General features: G+C 64.3%; 24 protein-coding genes. 16 read left to right on the top strand and 8 right to left on the bottom strand.

Translation table 11 applies throughout. The features are described 5' to 3' along the window. Positions 1–2 precede the first annotated feature (2 nt). The 5 genes from IE100_RS05785 to IE100_RS05805 all read left to right on the top strand — a co-directional run bounded on the left by IE100_RS05785 (position 3) and on the right by IE100_RS05805 (position 2,236). Entirely contained in the window at positions 3–359 is a 357-nt protein-coding gene (locus IE100_RS05785; RefSeq protein ID WP_189373166.1) for an MmcQ/YjbR family DNA-binding protein, read from the top strand. Then, positions 360–776: a CopD family protein gene (locus IE100_RS05790; protein WP_189373167.1), complete on the top strand. Its 417-nt coding sequence runs from the start codon at positions 360–362 to the stop codon at positions 774–776. Next, complete coding sequence (locus IE100_RS05795; protein WP_189373168.1) at positions 773–1,177, top strand: DVU_2496 family lipoprotein; 405 nt, start codon at positions 773–775, stop codon at positions 1,175–1,177. The genes IE100_RS05790 and IE100_RS05795 overlap by 4 nt, the downstream gene beginning before the upstream one ends. After that, positions 1,161–1,622: a CYTH domain-containing protein gene (locus IE100_RS05800; protein ID WP_189373169.1), complete on the top strand. Its 462-nt coding sequence runs from the start codon at positions 1,161–1,163 to the stop codon at positions 1,620–1,622. Before IE100_RS05795 ends, IE100_RS05800 begins: the two co-directional genes overlap by 17 nt. A 158-nt stretch (positions 1,623–1,780) precedes the next feature. Beyond that, entirely contained in the window at positions 1,781–2,236 is a 456-nt protein-coding gene (locus IE100_RS05805; RefSeq protein WP_189373170.1) for a GNAT family N-acetyltransferase, read from the top strand. Between the two features lie 838 nt (positions 2,237–3,074). On the opposite strand, the gene IE100_RS05810 is transcribed toward IE100_RS05805, so the two are convergent. Continuing rightward, on the bottom strand, positions 3,075–3,734 hold the full coding sequence (locus IE100_RS05810; RefSeq protein WP_189373171.1) for an Ntn hydrolase family protein: 660 nt from the start codon (positions 3,732–3,734) through the stop codon (positions 3,075–3,077). 52 nt (positions 3,735–3,786) lie between these two features. Here IE100_RS05810 and IE100_RS05815 point away from each other — a divergent pair, with 52 nt between their 5' ends. The 8 genes from IE100_RS05815 (at position 3,787) to IE100_RS05850 (ending at position 13,490) form a co-directional block, all read left to right on the top strand. Next, entirely contained in the window at positions 3,787–4,134 is a 348-nt protein-coding gene (locus IE100_RS05815; protein ID WP_189373172.1) for a DUF2345 domain-containing protein, read from the top strand. A 5-nt stretch (positions 4,135–4,139) separates the two neighbouring features. Further along, positions 4,140–4,835 (top strand): hypothetical protein, encoded by a 696-nt coding sequence (locus IE100_RS05820; protein WP_189373173.1) that lies wholly within the window; start codon positions 4,140–4,142, stop codon positions 4,833–4,835. A gap of 106 nt (positions 4,836–4,941) precedes the next feature. After that, positions 4,942–5,631, top strand: a complete 690-nt coding sequence (locus IE100_RS05825) for a hypothetical protein (protein WP_189373174.1) — start codon at positions 4,942–4,944, stop codon at positions 5,629–5,631. A 329-nt stretch (positions 5,632–5,960) separates the two neighbouring features. Then, on the top strand, positions 5,961–6,740 hold the full coding sequence (locus IE100_RS05830; protein ID WP_189373175.1) for a hypothetical protein: 780 nt from the start codon (positions 5,961–5,963) through the stop codon (positions 6,738–6,740). A 148-nt stretch (positions 6,741–6,888) separates the two neighbouring features. Further along, positions 6,889–7,206 (top strand): thioredoxin family protein, encoded by a 318-nt coding sequence (locus tag IE100_RS05835; protein WP_189373176.1) that lies wholly within the window; start codon positions 6,889–6,891, stop codon positions 7,204–7,206. 433 nt (positions 7,207–7,639) lie between these two features. Then, a complete protein-coding gene (hemL, locus tag IE100_RS05840) occupies positions 7,640–8,917 on the top strand; it encodes a glutamate-1-semialdehyde 2,1-aminomutase (RefSeq protein WP_189373177.1) in 1,278 nt (425 codons plus the stop codon). Positions 8,918–8,997: 80 nt separating this feature from the next. After that, a complete protein-coding gene (locus IE100_RS05845; RefSeq protein WP_189373178.1) occupies positions 8,998–13,122 on the top strand; it encodes a DEAD/DEAH box helicase in 4,125 nt (1,374 codons plus the stop codon). 143 nt (positions 13,123–13,265) lie between these two features. Then, complete coding sequence (locus tag IE100_RS05850) at positions 13,266–13,490, top strand: HP1242/YdcH family protein (RefSeq protein WP_189373179.1); 225 nt, start codon at positions 13,266–13,268, stop codon at positions 13,488–13,490. 63 nt (positions 13,491–13,553) lie between these two features. Here IE100_RS05850 and IE100_RS05855 read toward each other — a convergent pair whose 3' ends face one another. Continuing rightward, positions 13,554–13,835 (bottom strand): hypothetical protein, encoded by a 282-nt coding sequence (locus IE100_RS05855; protein ID WP_189373180.1) that lies wholly within the window; start codon positions 13,833–13,835, stop codon positions 13,554–13,556. Between the two features lie 321 nt (positions 13,836–14,156). On the opposite strand from IE100_RS05855, the gene IE100_RS05860 reads away from it, so the two are divergent. Together IE100_RS05860 and IE100_RS05865 are read left to right on the top strand one after the other, a co-directional pair. Then, complete coding sequence (locus IE100_RS05860) at positions 14,157–15,980, top strand: phosphoenolpyruvate carboxykinase (GTP) (protein WP_189373181.1); 1,824 nt, start codon at positions 14,157–14,159, stop codon at positions 15,978–15,980. A 190-nt stretch (positions 15,981–16,170) separates the two neighbouring features. Next, entirely contained in the window at positions 16,171–18,030 is a 1,860-nt protein-coding gene (locus IE100_RS05865; protein ID WP_189373182.1) for an ABC transporter ATP-binding protein, read from the top strand. A 53-nt stretch (positions 18,031–18,083) separates the two neighbouring features. On the opposite strand, the gene IE100_RS05870 is transcribed toward IE100_RS05865, so the two are convergent. From IE100_RS05870 to IE100_RS05880, 3 genes are all read right to left on the bottom strand, one after another. Continuing rightward, positions 18,084–18,728 carry a tetratricopeptide repeat protein gene (locus IE100_RS05870; RefSeq protein ID WP_189373183.1) on the bottom strand — a complete coding sequence of 215 codons (645 nt, stop codon included), beginning with the start codon at positions 18,726–18,728 and terminating at the stop codon, positions 18,084–18,086. A 32-nt stretch (positions 18,729–18,760) separates the two neighbouring features. Then, complete coding sequence (locus tag IE100_RS05875) at positions 18,761–19,492, bottom strand: substrate-binding periplasmic protein (protein ID WP_189373184.1); 732 nt, start codon at positions 19,490–19,492, stop codon at positions 18,761–18,763. Positions 19,493–19,561: 69 nt separating this feature from the next. Further along, the gene (locus IE100_RS05880) at positions 19,562–19,753 is read right to left on the bottom strand and encodes a Lar family restriction alleviation protein (RefSeq protein ID WP_189373185.1); all 192 of its coding nucleotides are present in this window, start codon (positions 19,751–19,753) and stop codon (positions 19,562–19,564) included. Positions 19,754–19,887: 134 nt separating this feature from the next. Here IE100_RS05880 and IE100_RS05885 point away from each other — a divergent pair, with 134 nt between their 5' ends. After that, the gene (locus IE100_RS05885; RefSeq protein WP_189373186.1) at positions 19,888–20,295 is read left to right on the top strand and encodes a PaaI family thioesterase; all 408 of its coding nucleotides are present in this window, start codon (positions 19,888–19,890) and stop codon (positions 20,293–20,295) included. Between the two features lie 51 nt (positions 20,296–20,346). Here IE100_RS05885 and IE100_RS05890 read toward each other — a convergent pair whose 3' ends face one another. From IE100_RS05890 to IE100_RS05900, 3 genes are all read right to left on the bottom strand, one after another. After that, positions 20,347–20,997 (bottom strand): YiaD family glycine zipper/OmpA-like lipoprotein, encoded by a 651-nt coding sequence (locus tag IE100_RS05890; protein WP_229800249.1) that lies wholly within the window; start codon positions 20,995–20,997, stop codon positions 20,347–20,349. Between the two features lie 256 nt (positions 20,998–21,253). After that, entirely contained in the window at positions 21,254–22,870 is a 1,617-nt protein-coding gene (locus tag IE100_RS05895; RefSeq protein WP_189373187.1) for an NAD(P)/FAD-dependent oxidoreductase, read from the bottom strand. 134 nt (positions 22,871–23,004) lie between these two features. Beyond that, on the bottom strand, positions 23,005–23,133 hold the full coding sequence (locus IE100_RS05900) for a YgjP-like metallopeptidase domain-containing protein (RefSeq protein ID WP_229800250.1): 129 nt from the start codon (positions 23,131–23,133) through the stop codon (positions 23,005–23,007). Between the last annotated feature and the right edge of the window lie 233 nt (positions 23,134–23,366).

Below are 23,366 nucleotides of genomic sequence, written 5' to 3' on the forward strand. Positions count from 1 at the left end.
CGATGCCGCCCTCGCTTGACGCCGCGCTGCTGCAACAGCTGGAGCGGCACGCGCTGGCGCTGCCCGGCGTGGTGCTCGACATCAAGTGGGGCGGCGTGCGCGTGCTGCAGATCGAGGGCAAGATGTTCGCCACCTTCCACGATGGCGGCGTCGCGTTCAAGGTCGACGCCGACGACTTCCTCGCGCTGTGCGACCTGCCCGGCGTCACCCCGGCGCCCTACCTCGCCCGCGCCCGCTGGATCAGGCTGCACACGCTGCAGAGCTTCAGCGTGGCGCAGGTCGAGGCCAGGTTGGCCGCGGCGCGTCTCCTCGTGCTTTCCCGGCTGTCAAAAGCCACCCGCGCGCAATACGGACTCTGAATGACCTACCTCTACATCAAGGCCTTCCACCTGTTCTTCGTGGTGTCCTGGTTCGCCGGCCTGTTCTACCTGCCGCGGCTGTACGTCAATCTGGCGCTGGCCGAGCCGGGCAAGGAATACGACCGCCTGCTGCTGATGGCGTACAAGCTGTTCCGCTTCATGACGCCGCTGGCGGTGCTGGCGCTGGCGCTCGGCCTGCTGCTGTGGCTGGGCTACGGCGTTGGCGGCGGCTGGCTGCACGCCAAGCTCGCGCTGGTCGCGGTGCTGGTCGGCTACCACGGCTACTGCTACCGGCTGCTGCAGGACTTCGTGCGGCAGCGCAATCGCCGGAGCCACGTCTGGTTCCGATTCTTCAACGAATTACCGGTGCTGCTGCTGCTGGCAGTGCTGATCCTGGTGGTGGTGAAACCGTTTTGATCAAGCTCCTGCTCCCCCTCGCGCTGGCCGCGCTGCTCACCGGCTGCCAGCAAGACTGCGACGGCCACGTCTACGTGCTGGCCCAGGACCTGGCCGCCGGCGCCAGCGTGCCCGGCAAGATGGCACCGTCCGCCCTGCCCGCCGGCTTCCCGCGCGGCCAGCTGTCGTCCGACGGCTCCTACGCCGGCCGCAAGGCCTACTGCAACGTCAACGCCGCGCGCAGCGACTACGTCGACAGCGCCCGCGCCGGCCGCATCGCCGTGCCCGGCGCCTGGTCGGTGTGGCAGACCGACGCGCGCTGGCCGGACGACGTGCACCCCTATCGCCCCGCGGACTGGCGCCTGAAAGCGCCGGCCCGCCTCGTCAAGGAAATGGAAAAACACAATGGCAGTGGAAATTGAACGCCGCTTCAGGGTAAACGGTGACGCCTGGCGCGGTCTGGCCGAAGGCGTGCGCTACCGGCAGGGCTACCTGTCAGTGGAAAAGGAACGCACCGTGCGCGTGCGCGTGGTCGGCGACCGGGCGTGGCTGACGCTCAAGGGCCAGATCAGCGACATCAGCCGCCACGAGTTCGAATACGCGATCCCGGTGGCGGAGGCGCAGACCATCATGGACGCGATGTGCCCGATGGTGGTCGACAAGCTGCGCTACCGCATCGACTTCGGCGGCTTCGTGTGGGAGGTGGACGAGTTCTTCGGCGCCAACACCGGGCTGGTGCTGGCCGAGATCGAGCTGCCGTCGGAAGACACCGCCTTCGACAAGCCGGCATGGCTGGGCGAGGAGGTGACCTTCGACGGCCGCTTTACCAACGCCTATCTGTCGAAGCATCCGTTCGGGTCGTGGTGAGCGGCTGAGGCGGCGGCAAGGGTTGGCCGCAAGGCGAGGTGAACAAGGGCAGGCCGGCTGGCTTGCCCTTTTTTATGCGATATTGATAATGTATCCAAGGGGCTATCGAGCACTCGACGCAGTTCAGTCTGCGGTAATTGAAATGCGAGGTAAAACGGATGGGGGATTTCGCGGTGCGTCCAGCCCGGCCGGAAGATGCGGTTGCCATTTCCGGGCTGATTTATTCAACATCAATCGCTTGCTGTTTTTCCGGAGCGCAGCCTTGTCCGGAATGGTACAGGGACAGCGTGCAGCCCGACCAGATAGCAACGCTACTGGAATCGGCAGTGATGGACTGGCTGGTGGCCGTCAATGGCCAGAATATCGTTGCCGTACTCGCCATCAGCGAAAAAACCCAAGTGAAATATTTTTTCGTGAATCCGGCCTGGCAGCATCAGGGGATTGGTAAAGCCTTGTGGCATTGCGCCCTGAATACAGGGATGTTTGGATCAACCGTTATGGTGCGCTCGTCTCTGGTTGCGGTGGCGGTTTATGAGTGTTTGGGGTTTCGTCCGGTTGAGTCCCCGCAATGCTTTCAGGGCCTGCCATACCAGACCATGGTGGCAGCGTTGTAGCCTGGGTTGCGCCGGCGTAGCCCAGCGTTTACCGCGTATGAATGACCAAGGTTGGCCGCAAGCCGTTTCGGGTGTGCGGCCAACCTTGTTTTGTCTGGTGACTCCGCTGCGCGGATGTTTTTTATCTGCCGCCTTCCGCGCGGCGCGCGGGGTACTTTCTTTTGCTTCGCCAAAAGAAAGTACCCAAAGAAAAGGCGACCCGACGGCGCAGGCATTCCCGTAAAAACGACCGCCAGCCCGGCGCCGCCCATACGCGGCGCTCAAAAGAGGGCGGCTTGTTTCCGGGCTGGCGGCCGTTTTTACGGCCTGCGCCAACGGGACGGGGGGCGTCGGCCACTCGTAGCCTGGATAAGCCGCAGGCGCATCCGGGAGGCGCGGCAAGTCGGGCATGTTGGCTGGTGCTGAGCTGGCGAAGCCCAGCATTTACCGCGTATGAACGGCCAAGGTTGGCCGCAAGGTGAGGTGAACAAGGGCAAGCCGGCTGGCTTGCCTTTTTTATGCATTGTTGATAATTTGTCCCGGATTTGTTGACTGGGCAGTGCGTGGCGAAGCTTGACGTTTATCGGGTGACAATACGGTATGGGGAGTATTGGGCTGTAACTTTAGTAACAAATTGAATAAGTTATGCTGATTAGTCGCTTGGCATTTGAGAGACAAGCTTGGGCGGCTCCTGCGCACAATAAAGGGGCTGTTCAGGAAACGGAAAAAAATAACACGCTAGGCTTTTGTCATGATGCTGGAAGCAATGGGCTTCCGGCTTACAACCCCAGGCTAGGGCTGAAGTCACAACAAACTCAGCAGTGTGTGGTAGGGGGCGTGGCTAGATGATGACATCGAGCTAATGCATTATGTTCAGTGTTTTAAGTCCGATAAATGTGCCATTTTGCATAAAAATGGTTTCAGAAAAATCCTTAGCCTGAAAGCTGGCATGGTAGCTTTTGCTGATCTGTGGGTTGTACTGATGCTGGAGAGCATAAATTTCTGAGAATTTACTGGTGTAAAAATCAAACCACTCCTGATGATTAGGGAAACTGTATCGGCTTCTTAATGAAGCATTCAAATTGCGGACAGCTTTCGACGATACAGAAAAAAAATCATAGCCAAAAGGGAAGAACATTAGCAGCTCATTGGGAGAGACCTGATCGACGGATACACTGTTGACGATGTGAAGCCTAGGGCCATGCATGGTTTGGGCTGACAAAATCAGGGTTGTAACATCGATTTGTTCATGTTGCCCAACTTGTTGTCTCCTGCGCTGTTTCTCTTTTTCCAGCAGGGACGGCAAAGAAGATAATTCGTTACCATTGAGAAGATGGTTCAGCATTCTGTCGGTGATGAAATAGTCGCCAGTGCCGGTGAAAATACCATTATCCCAGTGGTGAATCTTGCTTGCCATGATTTCTTCATGGCAAATATTTTTCTTATTTTTAAGAACAAAGATATTGTCTGCGGCCAGGATGACACTATCTTCGGTCTGTATCGCAATAATGAAAGTCATATTGGTTTCACTGTAATTTTTATTTGTAAAATAAACAGCCTTGGAGAGCGAAATGTCTGGCGGCGCGTACATTAGAATGTCTGGTGGCAATATAGAGATTGCCGGTCCTGGTACGATTAGCATAAAAGGTGCGGAGCATGTTCTCTCCGGCCCGGCAAGCATCGGCATGGATATGAAGGGCATGCCATCGGCAGATTATAACAGCCTGTCATTCACCTTGCAGGATGCGCAGGGTAATATCCAGAGAAACATGCCTTATATTATAAAGGATGGTAAAGGGAGCGTGTTCAAGGGTATTTCCGATAACAAAGGCAGGACACAGCGGATACACACTAGCGACTCCAATGATTTATCGGTACATCTCGATCATGATGCGATGGGAAATCATCTGGAAGATTAGTCGCCATGGCCGAACTGAAGAAAACGACAGCAAAGACACAGTCCAAAGATAAGAAAGCTGTTGCGGTACATCAGGAGGATATCTTCAATCTCATTATCGGGTTTGAGGTCAATAATCCCCACGTGTACCGCGAAGCGTTTGTGGTGCCGAATGGCAGGCGGAAGGTGCACTACGTGCTGGAAGACCCCGGCCATACCTTCATGTACCTGACCAAGAACGGGAAGATCTCCTTCTTCTACAGCCTGGGACCGCATGTAGGGGCCTCGACGGTTGAGCGGGCCTACGGCTATGGCACACCAGAGTACAAGATACCGGGAGAGACCCGCCTGTTCCGGTTCAATATCAGCGAGGTGCAGCATGAGCAGATGCGAGCCAAGGGGAAAGAATACCGGAACGACGTGCTGGCACAACGTCGTTACTACAACATCTTCCAGAACTTCACGTGTGCGAGGAGCGCACGGGACATCATTGCGGTGGGCTGGCCTGGCGTGCCGAAAGGTTCCAGTTTCATTGGTGGCAAGGGTATTGTGATGGAGGAAGTGGTGAACCCGTATGCCTTCTACGAGGATATCCATACCAAGTACCCGAAAGGGGAGGTCGTGTTAAGTCACAGCGAAGATAAATGGAAGGGAATCATGGCGAACAGCAATAAAAGTCCGGGAACAATTCCCGATCCAACTCTTATACCTGGTTCTTGGTAATAAAGGAATGATTTTTGCAGTGAGAAAATATAAAATTGGCATTTTGCTAATGATTTTTATGTCAATTGCTTTGTTAATTGTTAATCTAGGCGGCGAACGAAAAAATATGAAAATAATTGATGGCATAGTTGACCAGTCTGGAGCCCTTGTAAATTATAGGAGCTTCATCGACTGCGATGCAAAGGTAAAGATGTTTACTGTGAATGAAAAGGATAATTTGATCAATTTTATCCTTGTGAATCTAGATGTTCTGAGTGGTTCCGCTTCGGTGGAAGATATTGACAGGAATAATCTTAATATAAAGGTAGACTTATTTGTTCCAAAATTGCCAACTGTACCAATTACTGAGGCTGATATGAGTTATACATTCATAGAGAGCAGGCCAACGACAACAGCAAAGGGGATTGTAGGCGATTTCTTTAGCACAATAAACCGCAGAGATGAAGAATCTTTGTGGGAGTATAGTCGTATTCCTTTTATAGGGTCTTGCAATAACAAAATACTAACAAATTTCTCCGAAATTGATTTCAATAAATTAGAGTTAAAATTTTTAGAAAAATTCTTCCTGTCGGACTTGGATATGGATGATAGTAAGCTAAACTTCTCTCCGATTAAAAGTTATAAAGAATTTATTGATAATGGTAGCTATAGAAGGAACTATGCATTCTATAAATTTTCCACCATCAGAAACTCAGTGCCATTAACAGTAGTGTTTGGTGTTGAGAAGGTGCAATACAACGAAAAAGAAAAATATCCTAAAAACTGGCTCTATGTCTATATGAAACGCGACCGGTAGTATGCCAATATAGGTAGAAACTTATTCCGATTCAATATCATGGCGTAGGGTGCGTCACCCCGAAGGGGCGGCGCACCATGACGCGCTGCTTACGCTCAAGGTTGGCCGCAAGCCGTTTCGGGTTTGCGGCCAACCTTGTTTTGTCTGGTGACTCCGCTGCGCGGATGTTTTTTATCTGCCGCTTTCCGCTTGGCACTACCAGCCAACGCTGCATCGTGCCGCTCTACTTTCATTGCATGATGAAAGGCAGATTTTTGCCTGCATGGCATTTGTATTTGTGCTGCTGCTGGTCATTACTGTGAAGGGGACACTTCACGGGGGCTTGCATCATGTCACGTACCACGCTTCTGGCCGGCACGCTGCTGGCCTCCTTGCTGGCGGCGCCGCTGGCGCAGGCCAGTCATGCCTGGGGCAATTACCACTGGGCCCGCACCGGCAACCCGTTTACCGTGCCGCTGGGCAATAACGTCGATGCCGGCTGGCAGCCATACCTTGAGACGGCGCAGGCAGACTGGACCAGTTCCTCGGTGCTGGACACGCGGATCGTGGCCGGTGGCACCACCGCCAAGCGTTGCCGGCCGACGAGCGGCCGGGTCGAGGTCTGCAATTCGGCGTACGGCAATAACGGCTGGTTGGGGCTGGCGCAGATCTGGGCCAGCGGCAGCCATATCGTGCAGGGCACCACCAAGCTCAACGACAGCTACTTCAAGACTGCCAGCTACAACACGCCGGCCTGGCGCTTGCTGGTGATGTGCCAGGAGGTGGGCCACAACTTCGGGCTGGGACATCAGGACGAGAACTTCACCAATGAAAACCTCGGCTCCTGCATGGACTACACCCGCAGTCCGGACAGCAACCAGCACCCCAATCTCCACGACTACGAGCAGCTGGAGACCATTTACAGCCACGATGACGACAGCACCACGCTGGCGGCGATGCCGGCGGCGATGGCCAATCTGGAGCTGGCGACCCGCGGCCAGTGGGGCCGGCTGTTGCGCAGCCAGCGGGGCGGCATGGTGGAAACCTATGTGCAGGACTTCGGCCACGGCTGGCGTGTGTATACGCACGTGTTCTGGGCGGTGGCGCGCGGCCAGCGGCCGCATGACTGAGCCGCTTCGCCACGCGGGCTGAAGCGCTCCGCATCTGGCAGGCAAGCTTGGCCGCAAGCCGTGCCGGGTTTGCGGCCAACGTGCGTTCAGGTCGCCGCGCGTTTCCCGCTATCATGGCCGCATACCCGATAGCAGAAGGAAGTCCGCGATGTCCTACGTTGCCACCTATTCCGCCGCCGCGCCGGAGCGCGCCAGCCTCGACGCCAGCACCGGCGCGCTGCTGCTGGAGTTCGGCGTCGACTGGTGCCCGCACTGCCAGGCGGCGCAGCCGGCGATCGCGCAGGCGCTGGCGGCGCAGCCGGCGCTGAGCCACGTCAAGGTGGAGGACGGCGCCGGGCGGCGGCTGGGGCGCAGTTTCCGCGTCAAGCTGTGGCCGACGCTGATCCTGCTGCGCGACGGGGTGGAGGTCGGCCGCGTGGTGCGGCCAACGTCGCTGGACGAGGTGGCGCCGCTGCTGGCGCTGTGACCTTGTCGCTTCCCACGGTTGACGGTGCGTCGCCCTGCGGGTGACGCACCCTGCCGTGACTGCCTTGCGGCCAACCTCTCCGTTTTCATTTCCGTGTTCTTTCGCGGCCAAAGAAGCCTTTGCCCTTGTCCGTGTCTTTCCGTGTGCTGCCGTGGCAAAACCCCGGAACCGCTTGCCGCGACAAGGTTGGCCGCAAGCCGCCATCGCGCAGCCGAACGCTGCGTTTCTGCCCGGTGGTGGCCTTGCGCGGCGATTTGCCGGACAATCCTGCGTCGATAACAGACGCCTGCACAGGGCGCACGCTTCTGGATACAGGTCAACGCCGCGAGTCGCGCGCTGCCGTATCGTGACCGACAGGATTTTGCCGGGCTGCCACGGGCGGCCCGTTGCCCATTAGCCAGCGCGGCGTGCGACGCCGCCAGAAAGGAAAACGATGTCCCGCAATCTCGAACTGTTTGAACGTGGCAAGCAAGTGATCCCCGGCGGCGTCAATTCGCCGGTGCGTGCCTTTGGCCAGGTCGGCGGTACGCCGCGCTTCGTCAAGCGCGCCGAAGGTGCGTATTTCTGGGATGCCGACGACAAGCAGTACCTGGACTACGTCGGCAGCTGGGGCCCGGCCATCCTCGGCCACGCCCACCCCGAGGTGGTGAAGGCGGTGCAGGACGCGGCCGTCGGCGGCCTGTCCTTCGGCGCACCGACCGAGGGCGAGGTCGAGATCGCCGAGGAAATCTGCAAGCTGTTGCCGTCGGTGGAGCAGGTGCGGCTGGTGTCCTCCGGCACCGAGGCGACGATGACGGCGATTCGCCTCGCGCGCGGCTTTACCGGCCGCGACCTGATCGTGAAGTTCGAGGGCTGCTACCACGGCCACTCCGACAGCCTGCTGGTCAAGGCCGGTTCCGGCCTGTTGACCTTCGGCAACCCGTCCTCCGGCGGCGTGCCGGCCGACTGCACCAAGCACACGCTGGTGCTGCAGTACAACGACGTGCAGCAGCTGGCCGACACCTTCAAGGAGCTGGGCGACCAGATCGCCGGCGTGATCCTGGAGCCGATCGCCGGCAACATGAACCTGATCAAGCCGTCGGCCGAGTTCGTGCAGGCGCTGCGTGCGCTGACCGAGCAGTACGGCGCGGTGCTGATCTACGACGAGGTGATGACCGGCTTCCGCGTGGCGCTGGGTTGCGCGCAGGGCCTGCACGGCATCACGCCGGACCTGACCACGCTGGGCAAGGTGGTCGGTGGCGGCATGCCGCTGGCGGCCTTCGGCGGCCGCGCCGACATCATGGGCAGGATCGCGCCGCTGGGTAACGTGTACCAGGCCGGCACGCTGTCGGGTAATCCGCTGTCGGTGGCCGCCGGCCTCGCGACGCTGCGCCTGATCCAGCAGCCGGGCTTCCACGACACCCTCGGCCGCCGCAGCGCGCGCCTGGCCGCCGGCCTCGCCGACGCCGCGCGCGACGCCGGTATCGCCATGACCACCGACAGCGTCGGCGGCATGTTCGGCTTCTACTTCAGCGACACGGTGCCGGCCAGCTACGCCGAGGCGACGCGCTGCGACATCACCCGCTTCAAGGCCTTCTTCCACGCGATGCTGGACGAGGGTGTGTACCTGGCGCCGTCGGCCTACGAGGCCGGTTTCATCTCCATCGCCCACACCGACGAGCTGGTCGAGCAGACCATCTCCGCCGCACGCCGTGCGCTGAGCCGCGTATAATCTTGCCCTGCCCAAGGTTGGCCGCATGCCCTTGACCGGGTGTGCGGCTTTTTTGTTTTTGTATTTCCCGATCGCCGCCAATGACCGATTTGTTTGCCGCCCACACCATTGATCAACTCGCACCGGCGCATCTGGCCGTGCTGCAGGCGCTGGCCTTGCTGCCGGCCGGCGAATCCAGGCCCAACCTGCTGACGCTGCTGCAGCTGAACCTGATCCGCGACGAGCAGGGCAAGGCGGTGAACAATGACAAGCTCGGCGAGATCCTCGGCGATCTGGAGCACCAGGGCTGGATCGTGCGCACCGCCGGCCTGCCCTACCGCATCGCGGCGGGCGCGCGCAATACCGTGCTGCTGCAGCTGCTGCACGACCGCCAGGAGCGCACCGCGTGGGACGAGCTGCTCACCGAGCACCTGTCGATGTCGCCGGCGGCGCGCGGCAAGCCGGACCTCGCGCTGATCCAGCTGCGGCTGTGGCTGGCGATCCTGCACGGCCAGGTCGGCGCGGCGCAGGACTGGCTGCAGCGCTACCAGCAGGCGGCGGCGCTGCACAGCGGCAGCCTGCCGCAGGCGCCGTTCAAGCGCCTGTTCGCCAACGCCGCCGGGCGCCAGCTGTTCGACCAGCTGGTCGACGACATCCAGGTGCTGCTGCTGCTGGACTACCTGCCGGAGGCCAACTACCGCTTCGACACCTTCCGCGAGGGCTACCGCTACGCGCTGTCGCGGCTGGACGACGGCTACCGCGACTGGGACCAGCTCACCAGCCTGTTGATGCTGCAGTTCCTGTGGCGCGGCGACATCCAGCGCCTGCTGCAGGAGGCCGCCGCCGGCGAGGGCTTCGCCATCAGCAGCCTGTTCTTCCTGCACACCGTGTCCGGCCGCTACGGCGAGGCCCTGGCCACGCTGCAGCAGTGGCTGGATGAGCTGAAGGAGCAGACGCAGAAGCGCAAGATCGAGCTGCCGGCCGACCTCAACGCCTTCCACTGCATCGCGCTCCTGGGCAGCCCGGACAGCCCGCAGCGCAGCAGCGCGCTGAAGCAGGCGATCAGCAGCGGCATCCGCCAGCACTTCGGCCACAGCTACTACGTGCTGCAGCATCTGGTGCTGCAGCACGAGGGCGGCGCCATCAGCAACAACCTGACCCTGCCGGACGCCTCGACGCTGGCCGGCCTCGACGGCCTGCTGCTGGCGCTGGCGATGTACTGGCTGGACGTGAAGCAGGCGCGCACGCCGCAGTGGCAGGCGGCGCTGCAGAATTTCCGCGAGCAGATGCAGGACGAGGGCTACCTGTGGGTGGCCGCCGAGCTGGACGCGCTGCTGGCGGCGCAGTTCGGCCTGCCGCGGCAGCAAGCAGACTGGCACAAGCAGTACCGGCTGAAGCCGCTGCTGGAGGCGTTCCAGCGCCAGGAGGCGTGGCAGCAGGCGCTGCACGCGCTGCGCCAGCTCGGCCCCAACAAGAGCGAGAGCCGCAGCGCGGCGGCGCAGGGCCAGACGCGGCTGGCGTGGCTGCTCAGCGCCGGCGCCCACGGCGTGATGCTGGAAGCGCGCGAGCAGAAGCGCTCGGCCAAGAACCAGTGGAGCCGCGGCCGCACCGTGTCGTGGCGCCGCCTGTTCGACGGCGGCGACGACCTCGACTACCTGCTGCCGCAGGACCAGCAGATCATCAAGGTGCTGCGCGCGCAGCACGAGCACCACTACCACGCCAGCAGCATCTACGAGATCGACGCCGAGAAGGCGCTGCCGCAGCTGATCGGCCATCCGGCGGTGTACTGGAGCGACGCGCCGGATGTCGGCATCGACATCGTTGCCGGCAGCGTGGCGCTGCAGCTGCAGGAGAGCGGCGAGCAGATCCGCATCAAGCTGGTGCCGGGCAAGATCGCGCCGGACAGCGAGATCGTGTGGGACAAGGCGACGCCGACGCGGCTGGCGGTGTACAGCATCAGCAAGGAGGTGCGCCAGATCGCCACCATCCTCGGCAAGGAGCTGACCGTGCCGCGCGCGGCCAAGGCGCAACTGCTGGAGGCGGTGCGCGACATCGCACCGCTGGTGCCGGTGCACACCGACATGCCGGAGCTGGCGGCGCACATCGACAGCGTGCCGGCCGACGGCCGCATCTACGCCCACCTGCTGCCGCTGAGCGAGGGGCTGCGCCTGCAGCTCTTGGTGCGGCCGCTGCCGGGCGGCAACTGGTGCAAGCCCGGCGCCGGGCTGGAGAACATCGTCGGCGACATCGACGGCAAGGCGATCCAGACCCGCCGCAACCTGAAGAAGGAACAGAAGGCGCTCAAGAGCGTGCTGGCCGCCTGTCCGCTGCTGGCCGCCAGCGACAATGACGGCCAGGAGTGGCTGCTGGCCGAGCCGCAGGCGGCGCTGGAAGTGCTGTCCGAGCTGCAGGCGCTGGACAGCGCGCTGCTGGAGTGCGTGTGGCCGGAGGGCGAGCGCCTGCGCATCAAGTCGCGCCGCGGCCTGACGCAGCTGAGCCTGGGCATCCGGCAGCAGGGCGACTGGTTCGTGCTCAACGGCGCGCTGAAGCTGGACGACGGCCGCGTGCTGCAGCTGCGCGAGCTGCTGGAGCTGATGCGCGAGGCGCCGGGGCGCTTCCTCAAGCTCGGCGACGACGACTGGCTGGCGCTGACCGAGGCGATGAAGAAGCGGCTGGAAGAGCTGGCGCTGCTGGCCGACCACGTTGGCCGCGACGGCCTGCACGTGTCGGCGCTGGCCGCCGCGCAGCTGGGCGAGCTGGCCGGCGAGGTCGGCGACTTCGACGCCGACGACGCGTGGCTGGCGCAGGCCGAGCGCCTGCAGTCGCTGCAGGCGTTCCAGCCGCAGCTGCCGTCCACGCTGCAGGCCGAGCTGCGCGACTACCAGCGCGAGGGCTACGACTGGATGGCGCGGCTGGCGCACTGGGGCGTCGGCGCCTGTCTCGCCGACGACATGGGCCTGGGCAAGACGGTGCAGACGCTGGCGCTGCTGCTGGCGCGCGCGCCGGGCGGGCCGCAGCTGGTGGTGGCACCGACCTCGGTGGCGCTGAACTGGCTGTCGGAGGCGGCGCGCTTCGCGCCGACGCTGAAGGTGCGCCCCTACCACCAGTTCCGCTCGCTGGTCGACCTGGGGCCGCTGGATCTGGTGGTGGTCAGCTACGGCCTGCTGCAGCAGGACGCCGCCGCCTTTGCCGCCATCGAGTGGCAAAGCGTGGTGCTGGACGAGGCGCAGGCGATCAAGAACGCCGGCACCAAGCGCGCGCAGGCGGTGATGGACCTGCAGGCTGGCTTCCGCCTCGCCGCCAGCGGCACGCCGGTGGAAAACCACCTTGGCGAGCTGTGGAGCCTGTTCCGCTTCCTCAACCCCGGCCTGCTCGGCAGCCAGGAACGCTTCGCGCAGCGCTTCGGCAACCCGATCGAGCGCGGCGACAAGGGCGCGAAGAAGGCGCTCAAGGCGCTGATCCAGCCCTTCATCCTGCGCCGCACCAAGACCCAGGTGCTGGACGAGCTGCCGCCGCGCACCGAGATCACGCGCAAGGTGCCGCTGTCGGCCGACGAGCTGCACCTGTACGAGGCGATGCGGCAGCAGGCGGTGGCCAAGCTGGACGAGCTGCAGGGCGCCGACGGCAAGCAGATGCAGGTGCTGGCCGAGATCACCAAGCTGCGCCGTTTCTGCTGCCATCCGCAGCTGGTGCTCAAGGACAGCACCATCGCCGGCAGCAAGCTGGCGGCGTTTGCCGACATCGCCGACGAACTGCTGGAAAACGGCCACAAGGCGCTGGTGTTCAGCCAGTTCGTCGACCACCTGTCGCTGGTGCGCCAGCATCTGGACGCGCGCGGCGTCGCCTACCAGTATCTGGACGGCACCACCCCGGCCAAGGCGCGCAAGGAGCGCGTCGACGCCTTCCAGCGCGGCGAGGGCGACATCTTCCTGATCAGCCTGAAGGCCGGCGGCACCGGCTTGAACCTGACCGCGGCCGACTACGTGATCCACCTCGACCCGTGGTGGAACCCGGCGGTGGAAGACCAGGCCTCCGACCGCGCCTACCGCATGGGCCAGCAGCGGCCGGTGACCATCTACCGGCTGGTGGCGGAGCACACCATCGAGGAGCAGATCGTGGCGCTGCACGCGGCCAAGCGCGACCTGGCCGACAGCCTGCTGGAGGGCGGCGACGTCAGCGCGCGGCTGGATTCGGAGGCGCTGCTGGCGTTGCTCAAGGGCGTCTGAGCGCGGTGGCGTCGGCCTGCCGGCGCCACCATGCATCCGGCATTGCCCTTGCTTGCGCTGGATCAAGTCGGGGCGTGCCGGCCGGCGTAGCATGAAGTCGACAGCCTGTTTCAGGCGATAAACCAGCCACAAGGAGCCTGCCCATGTTTCCCGAATTCCGCGACCTGATTTCCCAGCTGAAAACCGAAGACAGCCGCTTCAGCCGCCTGTTCGACAAGCACAACGAGCTCGACCAGCAGATCAAGAACATGGAGGCGCACATCGTCCCTGCCACGCCGCTGGAGATCGAGACCCTGAAAAAGGAAAAGCTGCAGCTGAAGGACGAGCTGTACGTGATCCTGAAGGAGGCCTCGGTCAGCGCCGGCTGAGTGCGGCCGGAAATGAAAAAACCGCCTGATGCGCAGGCGGTTTTTTTATGGCCGGGCGGTGGCCTAGCCGGCCAGGGCCGCCAGCAGCGCGTCCGGCTGGCTGTGGCCGTCCAGCAGCAGGCGGATGCGGTTGAAGGTGGTGCTGGCCAGCTGCGGGTGCTTGGCGAACGGCACCAGGCCGTCGTGCGGCCAGCCGGCGGCCAGCAGCACCTGCTTGCGGAAGCTGCTGCCGGCGACGCCGCCGCCGCCCATCTGCATCAGCTGCTGTTCGATCAGCACGTGCGGAAACGGGGTGCGGCGCAGGGTGCTGAAGTGATCCGGGTGTACTGCTTCGTCAAAGGCCATGTCTGCTCCTTGTTTGGCTTGTCATTGTCATCGCATTGAACACGCGATGGCCGCCGCCGGCAAGTGTTGTCGTCGTCGCACGCTTGCGGCCAACCTTGTGCGGCGCTGGTGGATGTAGTTTTACGCTTACGTAAGCCGGGGCTTGCGTCACCGTGTTTTCCCTGTTTTTTTGTTTTTCGTGCAACAAATCCCTGTTTCCGGCGCAAAAACTTGGTGTTGTTTGCGTTGTGACAGGCGGCGGCGAACCTCGCCGACTACAAATCGGCGACAATGGCGGACTCGGTTGTCCCCCTCTGTCCATCCCTGTTGTCGAGGTTTGTCATGTCGCTGCAAGCACCGTCCTATATTCAGCATTCCGAACTCATCGCCTGGGTTGCCCGCGTGGCCGCCCTGACCAAACCGGCCGCCATACACTGGGTGGACGGTTCGGCCGAAGAAAACGAGCAGTTGCTGGCGCAAATGGTCAAGGCCGGGACCCTGACCCGCCTCAACCCGGCCAAGCGCGCCAATTCCTACGCCGCCTTCTCCGACCCGTCCGACGTGGCGCGGGTGGAAGACCGCACCTATGTCTGCAGCGCGCACAAGGCCGACGCCGGCCCCAACAACAACTGGATGGCGCCGGACGAGATGCGCGGCACGCTGAACGGCCTGTTCGACGGCTGCATGGCCGGCCGCACCATGTACGTGATCCCGTTCAGCATGGGCCCGCTGGGCAGCCCGATCGCCCACATCGGCATCGAGATCACCGATTCGCCCTACGTGGTGGCGTCGATGCGCATCATGACGCGCATGGGCCGCGCGGTGTACGAGGTGCTGGGCAAGGATGGCGACTTCGTGCCCTGCGTGCACTCGGTGGGCGCGCCGCTGGCCGCCGGAGCGGCCGACAAGCCGTGGCCGTGCAACCCGGACACCAAGTACATCGTGCATTTCCCGGAAACGCGCGAGATCTGGTCCTACGGCTCCGGCTACGGCGGCAACGCGCTGTTGGGCAAGAAGTGCTTCGCGCTGCGCATCGCCTCCACCATGGGCCGCGAGCAGGGCTGGCTGGCCGAGCACATGCTGATCCTGGGCGTGGAAAGCCCGCAGGGCGAGAAGTCCTACGTCGCGGCGGCCTTCCCCAGCGCCTGCGGCAAGACCAACTTCGCGATGCTGATCCCGCCCAAGAGCTACCACGGCTGGAAGGTCAGCACCGTCGGCGACGACATCGCCTGGATCAAGCCGGGGGCCGACGGCAGGCTGTACGCGATCAACCCGGAAAACGGCTACTTCGGCGTGGCGCCGGGCACTTCGGTGAAGTCCAACCCCAACGCGATGGCGATGCTGCACGAGAACGTGATCTTCACCAACGTGGCGCTGACCGACGACGGCGACGTGTGGTGGGAAGGCATGAGCAAGGAGGCGCCGGCGCACCTCACCGACTGGCAGGGCCAGGACTGGACGCCGGAGATCGCGAAAGCGACCGGCCGCAAGGCGGCGCACCCGAACGCGCGCTTCACCGTGTCGGCCCAGCAGTGCCCGTCGCTGGACGAAGCGTGGAACGACCCGGCCGGCGTGCCGATCTCGGCCTTCATCTTCGGCGGCCGCCGCTCCTCCACCGTGCCGCTGGTGTTCCAGGCCGCCGGCTGGGCCGAGGGCGTGTACATGGCGGCGACCATGGGCTCGGAAACCACCGCCGCCGCCTTCGGCGCGCAGGGCGTCACCCGCCGCGACCCGTTCGCGATGCTGCCGTTCTGCGGCTACCACATGGGCGACTACTTCCAGCACTGGCTGGACATCGGGCAGCGCGTCAGCCAGGCGCCGGGCATCTTCTGCGTCAACTGGTTCCGCACCGACAAGGACGGCAACTTCCTGTGGCCGGGCTTCGGCGACAACATGCGCGTGCTGGAGTGGATCGTCGGCCGCGTGCAGGGCCGCGCCGAGGCAGTGTCCGGCCCGCTGGGCTGGGTGCCGGAACACGGCCACCTGAACTGGGACGGGCTGGACGAGGTCACCGCCGAGCGCTTTGCCGCGCTGATGGCGCTGGACCACGCCACCTGGCAGCACGAGCTGGCGGCGCACGACGAGTGGTTCGCCAAGCTGGCCGACCGCCTGCCGCCGGCCCTGGCGGCGCAGCGTACCCGCCTCAGCGCGGCGCTGACCGCCTGACCAGCGTTTTTTGCTGCACAAAACGGCTGCCCGCGGGCAGCCGTTTTTGTTTGCGGCCAACCCTGGCCGGCTGCGCTACAGTGCGATAAAGACGTTGCGCATTGCTACGCTTAACGCTATTGTCATTGTCCGATTTTATAACCTGTACTGGCATAACCTTGCTGTTATGTCGGGAAAAGGAGTGTTCTTTATGCTGTCATGGTTCGAAAGCCGGGTGAATCCCTACCCGGATACCCCGCCCGCGCAACCGCCGCAAGGCTTCTTCCCCTTCATCTGGGCGGCCACCGCCGGCACGCGGCCGCTGATCCTGGCGATGACCACGCTCACCGCCTGCATCGGCGCCTTCGAGGCGCTGCTGTTCTCCATGCTCGGCTCGGTGGTGGACTGGCTGGGCAAGGTGCCGCCGGCGCTGCTGTGGCAGGAGCAGAAGCACAACCTGCTGCTCCTGGCCGGCATCCTGCTGGCCAGCCCGCTGCTGATCGCCTTGCAGGCGATGTGCAAGTACCAGGGCCTGGCCGGCAACTTCCCGATGCGCCTGCGCTGGATCTACCACCGCCACCTGCTCGGCCAGAGCATGAGCTTCTACCAGGACGAGTTCGCCGGCCGCGTGTCGGCCAAGGTGATGCAGACCGCGCTGGCGGTGCGCGACACGGTGATGATCGTCACCGACATCCTGGTGTTCGTGGTGATCTACTTCGTCACCATGATCGCGGTGGTCGGCAGCTTCGATACCGTGCTGCTGTGGCCGTTCATCGGCTGGCTGGCGCTGTACGTGGCGACGCTGGCCTACTTCGTGCCGCGGCTGGGCCGTGCCGCCAGCGCGCAGGCCGACGCGCGCAGCCTGATGACCGGGCGCATCACCGACGCCTACACCAATATCGCCACCGTGAAGCTGTTCTCGCACGGCCAGCGCGAGGCCGGCTTCGCCCGCGGTGCGATGCAGGAATTCCTGGCCACCGCCTACCGCCAGATGCGGCTGGTCAGCGGCTTCGAGATCGTCAACCACCTGCTGAGCATGCTGCTGATCGCCAGCACCGCCGGCGCCACGCTGTGGCTGTGGACGCGCGGCGCGGTCGGCGTCGGTGCGGTGGCGGCGGCCACCGCGATGGCGCTGCGCCTGAACGGCATCTCGCACTGGATCATGTGGGAGATGTCCAGCCTGTTCGAGCACATCGGCACGGTGCAGGACGGCATCAACACCCTGTCGCGCGCGGTGGCGATCAAGGACGCGCCGCAGGCGCAGCCGCTCAAGGTTGGCCGCGGCGAGGTGCGCTTCGAGCAGGTCAGCTTCAGCTACGGCGGCACGCGCACGGTGATCGACGAGCTGTCGCTGACCATCCGCCCCGGCGAGAAGATCGGCCTCGTCGGCCGCAGCGGCGCCGGCAAGTCCACCATCGTCAACCTGCTGCTGCGCTTCTACGACGTGGAAAGCGGCTGCATCCTGATCGACGGCCAGGACGTCAGTCAGGTGACGCAGGACAGCCTGCGCGCGCAGGTGGGCATGGTGACGCAGGACACCTCGCTGCTGCACCGCTCGGTGCGCGACAACCTGCTGTACGGCCGTAGCGACGCCAGCGACGCGCAGATGATCGCCGCCGCCGAGCGCGCCGAGGCGCACGAGTTCATCCAGACGCTGACCGACCCGAAAGGCCGCAGCGGCTACGACGCCCACGTCGGCGAGCGCGGCGTGAAGCTGTCCGGCGGCCAGCGCCAGCGCATCGCCATCGCCCGCGTGATGCTGAAGGACGCGCCCATCCTGCTGCTGGACGAGGCTACCAGCGCGCTGGATTCGGAGGTGGAGGCGGCGATCCAGCGCAGCCTGTACCGGCTGATGGAGGGCAAGACCGTAGTGGCGATCGCGCACCGGCTGTCCACCATCGCGGCGATGGACCGCCTGATCGTGCTGGACAAGGGCCGCATCGTGGAGGAAGGCGACCACGCCAGCCTGCTGGCGCGCGGCGGCCTGTACGCGCGGCTGTGGGCACACCAGAGCGGCGGCTTCCTCGGCGAGGAGGCGGAGGACGACGAGACGGCGCTGAGCCTGGGTTGAGCGCGGCACAGACGGCAACGGCGGGGTTTCCCCGCCGTTTTGCATGCCGCGGCCTACAGCGCCTGGCCGCTGATCTGTCTTGCCAGCTCGATCGCCTTCAGCGTGGCGGCGACATCGCCCTGCACCCCGGCCTTGGCGTACCAGCGGATCGCGCTTTCCAGGTCGCGGCGCACGCCGTGGCCGAACTCGTACATGCTGGCGATCAGGTATTGCGCGCCGGCGTCGCCCTGCTCCGCGGCCTTTTCATACCAGTAGGCGGCGCGGGCGTAGTCCTGCGGCGCGCCGCGGCCGAGGAAGAACTGGGTGCCCAGGTCGATCTGCGCCACGATCAGGCCGTGGTTGGCCGCACGGTCGAACCAGTAGGTGGCGCGCGTCAGCGACTTGGGCACCGCGTCGCCGTTCTCGTACAGGATGCCCAGCGCGTGCTCGGCCTGCGGCAGCTCTTTCTCCGCGGCGCGGCGCAGCCAGTACAGCGCCTTGGGCTTGCTGGTGGGCACGGCCTCGCCACGCCAGTACAGCATCGCCAGGTTGAAGGCGGCGACCCGGTCGCCGGCGCCGGCCGCTTCCTCGAAGTGCTGGCGCGCGCTGGCCAGCTTGCCGTCGCGGTAGTCCTGCCAGCCGGGCACCGGCGGCGGCTCGGCGGCCAACGCGGGCGTCGCGCCCAGTATCAGGCACAGCATCAAAGACAGATGTCGCATGGCGTTCCCCTTCCTGTCCGGAGCGGGTGCGCTTACAAGCCCCAGCGCCGGTAAATGGCGTCCAGCTTGCCGGCACGCTGCAGGCGCTGCAGCGCGCTGGCGAAGCGTTGGGCCCGCGCGCTGTCGCCCTTGGCGAAGGCGACGTAGCGCGGCATTTCCACCAGCGGGCGCGGCAGGATGCGTACCTGCTGCTCGGCCCGCTGTTCGCGCACGAAGTGCATCAGCTGCAGGCGGTCGCCGACGATGATGTCGATGCGGCCGGCCAGCAGCATGGCGACCAGCTGGCGCGGGTTCTGCGCGCTGCTGTCGCGCACCAGCTCGAAGCGGTCGAAGGCGCCCTCGTAGGCGTAGCCGTTGACCTGGCCGACGACATAGGGCCGCAGGTCTTCCAGCCGGTGCCAGTCGGCCAGCGGGATCTTGCGCGTGGTCATGAACACGGTGGCGCCGCTGCGCAGCGGGCCGACCAGCTCGTACTGCGCCTTGCGCTCCGGGGTGCCGGCGAACTGGAACGCCATCTCGGCGTCGCCCAGCGCCAGCATCTGCTTCACCCGCGCCCACGGATACAGCCGTAGCTGGTACTCGATGCCGGCCTCGCGCAGCACCGCCTGCACCACTTCCACGTCCAGCCCGCGCGGCTGCCGGTCTTCGCCGTACTGGAAGCTGTACGGCGCGAACTGCTCGTCGCCGACCACACGCCAGCCGTCGGCCAGCGCCGGCAGGGCCGTACCCAGCAGCAGGCAGAACAGCAACAAGCGCCCAGGCATCTCCGACCGTATCCTCATCTCATGCTAGACCATGGCCGGCACGATGGCCGCGTCCGCTGGCGGCCGCATTCAGCGGATCTTGTTCCAGTTGGCGATCGCTTCCTTGCGGTTGTCGGCCTGCGAGCCGATCGCCGAGCAGGTGCCCTGGCCGGCGTAGCGCGAGCACTGCACCCAGAAACGGCGCGAGCCGGCTTTGACCACCTCGGCGGGGGCGCCGCACTTGTGGCAGGGCTTGGGGGTGACGGGCGTGGTCTCGCTCATGTTCGGCTCGCTGGATAAAGGGAAAGGGACGGCGATGATACCGCAAAGCCTGCGGCCAACGTGGCCGGCTGTTAAGCTGCTTGCTTCACTGTAGACAGGGATGACGGATGATGCATGGCGATACGGCTGCACGCATGACCCCGCAGGCCTTCCAGGCGCTGATCGACGAGGCGCTGCCGCTGTGCGCGCTGTTCGGCATCCGCTGCGAGCACATCGGCTACGGCCGGGCTAGGCTGCGCATGCGGTTCGACCCGGCGCAGACCCGCCCCGGCGGGACCGTCGCCGGCCCGGCGCAGATGGCGATTGCCGACGCCACGCTGTACGCGGTGGTGCTGGGCATGATCGGCCCGGTGGAGCTGGCGGTGACCACCAGCCTCAACATCAATTTCCTGCGCAAGCCGCCGGCGGCGGACATCATCGCCGAAGGCCGCATCCTCAAGCTGGGGCAGCGGCTGGCGGTGGGCGAGGTGCTGCTGTACTCCGACGGCGTCGCCGAGCCGGTGGCCCACGTCAGCGGCACCTACTCCATTCCGCCGCGCTGAGCGCAAAAAAACCGCCCCTGGCGCAGGGGCGGTGGCGGCAGCGCTGAGGGCTTACTGCTTGACCGGGTCGATGGCGATCTCGACGCGACGGTTCTTGGCGCGGCCTTCGGCGGTGCCGTTGTCGGCCACCGGCTGGCTGGCGGCGTAACCGACGCTGCGGATGCGCGCGCTAGCGACGCCACGCTGCTGCAGCACGGAAGCCACCGCGGCGGCACGGCGCTCGGACAGGCTCTGGTTCAGCGCCTGGCTGCCGGTGCTGTCGGTGTGGCCGGCCACCACCATGGTGGTGTCGGAGTACTGTGCCAGCACGCCGGCCACGTCACCCAGCGTCTTCACCGCGCCGCTGCCCAGCGTGGCGCTGCCGGTGGCGAAGGTGATGTTCTCCGGCATCACCAGCTTGATCTGGTCGCCGACGCGCTGCACCTGCACCTGGCTGTTGGCCAGTTTTTCGCGCAGCAGTTTTTCCTGGTAGTCCATGTAGGCGCCGACGCCGGCACCCAGTGCGCCGCAGGCCAGCGCCGAGTTGCGCGCGCCTTTGCCGCCGTGGGTCAGCGCGCCGACGATGCCGCAGGCCGCGGCGGCGCCGAGGCCGTAGGTGGCGGTCTTGCTCATTTCACTCTGGCCGGTCTGCGGATTGACGGCACAACCGGTGACGGCGACGGCGAGGCTGGCGATGGCCAGCGATTTGATGGAAAGCTTCACGGTAGTTCCTTTGCAAGCAAGGGTTTCAACAGGTAGGCGCCCGATGCGTGCCGGGCGCTGTTTATGATCCGGGTTGGCGGGAGGGCCGGCATGTGGCCCTGCGGCCAACCTTGGTTTTAGCACGTCGGGCTGACAATTGCCGTGACGTGACTCGTGTGCATACGGGCGTTTTACCACGCTCGCCGGGCGGTCGCAGCAAAAAATGCGGCGCGCCGGAGTGGCGCGCCGCATTTCGACCGTCATGGCGGGCAGGATTTCAGTGCAGGCCGAGCATGCTTTTCGCCACCGCCTCGGCAATCTTGATGCCGTCGACGCCGGCCGATAGGATGCCGCCGGCGTAGCCGGCGCCTTCGCCGGCCGGATACAGGCCGCGCACGTTCAGGCTCTGCAGGTCGTCGCCGCGGGTGATGCGCAGCGGCGAGCTGGTGCGCGTCTCCAGGCCGGTCAGTACCGCGTCGTGCATCGCGTAGCCGCGGATCTGGCGGTCGAAGGCCGGCAGCGCCTCGCGCATCGCCTCCACCGCGTACGGCGGCAGGATGCTGGCGAGATCGCTCATCTTCACGCCCGGCTTGTACGACGGCTCGACCTCACCCAGCTGCGTGGACGGCTTGCCGGCGAGGAAGTCGCCGACCAGCTGCGCCGGCGCCTCGTAGTTCTCGCCGCCGAGCTTGAACGCCAGCTCTTCCAGCTGCCGCTGCAGCGCGATGCCGGCCAGCGGGCCGTCGCCCGGGTAGTCTTCCGGCGTGATGCTGACCACCAGCGCCGAGTTGGCGTTGCGCTCGTTGCGCGAGTACTGGCTCATGCCGTTGGTGACCAGCCGCCCCGGCTCGGAGGCGGCGGCGACCACGGTGCCGCCCGGGCACATGCAGAAGCTGTACACCGCGCGGCCGTTCTTGGCGTGGTGCACCAGCTTGTAGTCGGCGGCGCCGAGGATAGGGTGGCCGGCGTGCTTGCCGTGGCGCGCCTTGTCGATCAGCGACTGCGGGTGCTCGATGCGGCAGCCGATGGAGAACGGCTTGGCCTCCATGTACACGCCGCGCGCGTGCAGCATCTCGAAGGTGTCGCGCGCGCTGTGACCCAGTGCCAGCACCACGTGGTCGGACAGCAGCTGTTCGCCGTTTTCCAGCACCACGCCGCACAGCTGGCGCGTATCGCCGTCACCCTCCAGCAGCAGGTCGGTGACCTTGTGCTCGAAGCGGATCTCGCCACCCAGCTCGATGATGGTGGCGCGCATCTTCTCCACCATGGTCACCAGCTTGAAGGTGCCGATGTGCGGCTTGGCGACGTAGACGATCTCCTCCGGCGCGCCGGCCTTGACGAACTCGTCGATCACCTTGCGGCCGAGGTAGCGCGGGTCCTTGATCTGGCTGTACAGCTTGCCGTCGGAGAAGGTGCCGGCGCCGCCTTCGCCGTACTGCACGTTGGATTCCGGGTTCAGCACGTTCTTGCGCCACAGGCCCCAGGTGTCCTTGGTGCGCTGGCGCACTTCCTTGCCGCGTTCCAGCACGATGGGCTTGAAGCCCATCTGCGCCAGGATCAGCGCGGCGAAGATGCCGCAGGGGCCGAAGCCGACCACCAGCGGCCGGCACGGCAGCGTCGCCGGTGCCTGGCCGACGTGGTAGTAGTTCATGTCCGGCGTGGCGCCGACGTGCGGGTCGCCCTTGAACTTCTTCAGCAGCGCGTCCTCGCCGGCGATGTCGAGGTCGACGATGTAGATCAGCTGCTGCGAGGAGCGGCGCGCGTCGTAGCTGCGCTTGAAAACGGTGAGCGCGCGGATGGCGCTGTCGGGCACGGCCAGGCGGGCACAGACGGCCTCGCGCAGCGCGGAGTCATGGTGGTCAAGCGGCAGCTTGATTTCGGCGAGTCGCAACATAATCGGGCTTTCGTGGGCGGCGGGTAGTGCCGCAAATCGTTGTCAAATCAACAGGGTGCGTATTGTAGGCGAGCGGATGGGCGATGTCAGCAGGACCAGGGTTGGCCGCAAGGCGTTGCGGCCAACCCTGCGCCTCAGCGTTCCAGCTCGCGCGCGGTCAGCCACAGCCGGGTGTCGAACTCCAGCTGGTGGTAGTCCGGCAGCATGTGGCAGCACAGCTGGTAGAACGCCTTGTCGTGGTTCTTTTCCTTCAGGTGCGCCATTTGACATGCAAGTTCCAAAGAAATGGACAGGGGAAAAGTCAATAAAATCAATGAGTCCGAAAACTGATGGCAGTCCATCAAATTTCTTAAAAATGGACTACTAGGCCACTGGTAGTCCATTTTTCCGTTGGGTGATTACATTTGGCAGATAACAGTCTTGAGGAATCTATGTTTGGAAGCCAAGCCACAATGTGTGAAATTTGGATCACATGGTGTTAGCATCTTTACCAGTG

It is taken from the genome of Vogesella alkaliphila (genome assembly GCF_014652475.1).
Taxonomy (GTDB): Bacteria; Pseudomonadota; Gammaproteobacteria; order Burkholderiales; family Chromobacteriaceae; genus Vogesella; species Vogesella alkaliphila.

Bases quoted from the DNA above. Each gene is read 5' to 3' on its own strand.
- IE100_RS05865 (WP_189373182.1), top strand. From the start codon at position 16,171: ATGCTGTCATGGTTCGAAAGCCGGGTGAATCCCTACCCGGATACCCCG.
- IE100_RS05855 (WP_189373180.1), bottom strand. From the start codon at position 13,835: ATGGCCTTTGACGAAGCAGTACACCCGGATCACTTCAGCACCCTGCGC.
- IE100_RS05900 (WP_229800250.1), bottom strand. From the start codon at position 23,133: ATGGCGCACCTGAAGGAAAAGAACCACGACAAGGCGTTCTACCAGCTG.
- IE100_RS05830 (WP_189373175.1), top strand. From the start codon at position 5,961: ATGTCACGTACCACGCTTCTGGCCGGCACGCTGCTGGCCTCCTTGCTG.
- IE100_RS05800 (WP_189373169.1), top strand. From the start codon at position 1,161: ATGGCAGTGGAAATTGAACGCCGCTTCAGGGTAAACGGTGACGCCTGG.
- IE100_RS05810 (WP_189373171.1), bottom strand. From the start codon at position 3,734: ATGACTTTCATTATTGCGATACAGACCGAAGATAGTGTCATCCTGGCC.
- IE100_RS05875 (WP_189373184.1), bottom strand. From the start codon at position 19,492: ATGCCTGGGCGCTTGTTGCTGTTCTGCCTGCTGCTGGGTACGGCCCTG.
- hemL (WP_189373177.1), top strand. From the start codon at position 7,640: ATGTCCCGCAATCTCGAACTGTTTGAACGTGGCAAGCAAGTGATCCCC.
- IE100_RS05790 (WP_189373167.1), top strand. From the start codon at position 360: ATGACCTACCTCTACATCAAGGCCTTCCACCTGTTCTTCGTGGTGTCC.
- IE100_RS05785 (WP_189373166.1), top strand. From the start codon at position 3: ATGCCGCCCTCGCTTGACGCCGCGCTGCTGCAACAGCTGGAGCGGCAC.
- IE100_RS05815 (WP_189373172.1), top strand. From the start codon at position 3,787: ATGTCTGGCGGCGCGTACATTAGAATGTCTGGTGGCAATATAGAGATT.
- IE100_RS05850 (WP_189373179.1), top strand. From the start codon at position 13,266: ATGTTTCCCGAATTCCGCGACCTGATTTCCCAGCTGAAAACCGAAGAC.
- IE100_RS05895 (WP_189373187.1), bottom strand. From the start codon at position 22,870: ATGTTGCGACTCGCCGAAATCAAGCTGCCGCTTGACCACCATGACTCC.
- IE100_RS05860 (WP_189373181.1), top strand. From the start codon at position 14,157: ATGTCGCTGCAAGCACCGTCCTATATTCAGCATTCCGAACTCATCGCC.
- IE100_RS05825 (WP_189373174.1), top strand. From the start codon at position 4,942: ATGAAAATAATTGATGGCATAGTTGACCAGTCTGGAGCCCTTGTAAAT.
- IE100_RS05870 (WP_189373183.1), bottom strand. From the start codon at position 18,728: ATGCGACATCTGTCTTTGATGCTGTGCCTGATACTGGGCGCGACGCCC.
- IE100_RS05885 (WP_189373186.1), top strand. From the start codon at position 19,888: ATGACCCCGCAGGCCTTCCAGGCGCTGATCGACGAGGCGCTGCCGCTG.
- IE100_RS05835 (WP_189373176.1), top strand. From the start codon at position 6,889: ATGTCCTACGTTGCCACCTATTCCGCCGCCGCGCCGGAGCGCGCCAGC.
- IE100_RS05845 (WP_189373178.1), top strand. From the start codon at position 8,998: ATGACCGATTTGTTTGCCGCCCACACCATTGATCAACTCGCACCGGCG.
- IE100_RS05805 (WP_189373170.1), top strand. From the start codon at position 1,781: ATGGGGGATTTCGCGGTGCGTCCAGCCCGGCCGGAAGATGCGGTTGCC.
- IE100_RS05820 (WP_189373173.1), top strand. From the start codon at position 4,140: ATGGCCGAACTGAAGAAAACGACAGCAAAGACACAGTCCAAAGATAAG.
- IE100_RS05880 (WP_189373185.1), bottom strand. From the start codon at position 19,753: ATGAGCGAGACCACGCCCGTCACCCCCAAGCCCTGCCACAAGTGCGGC.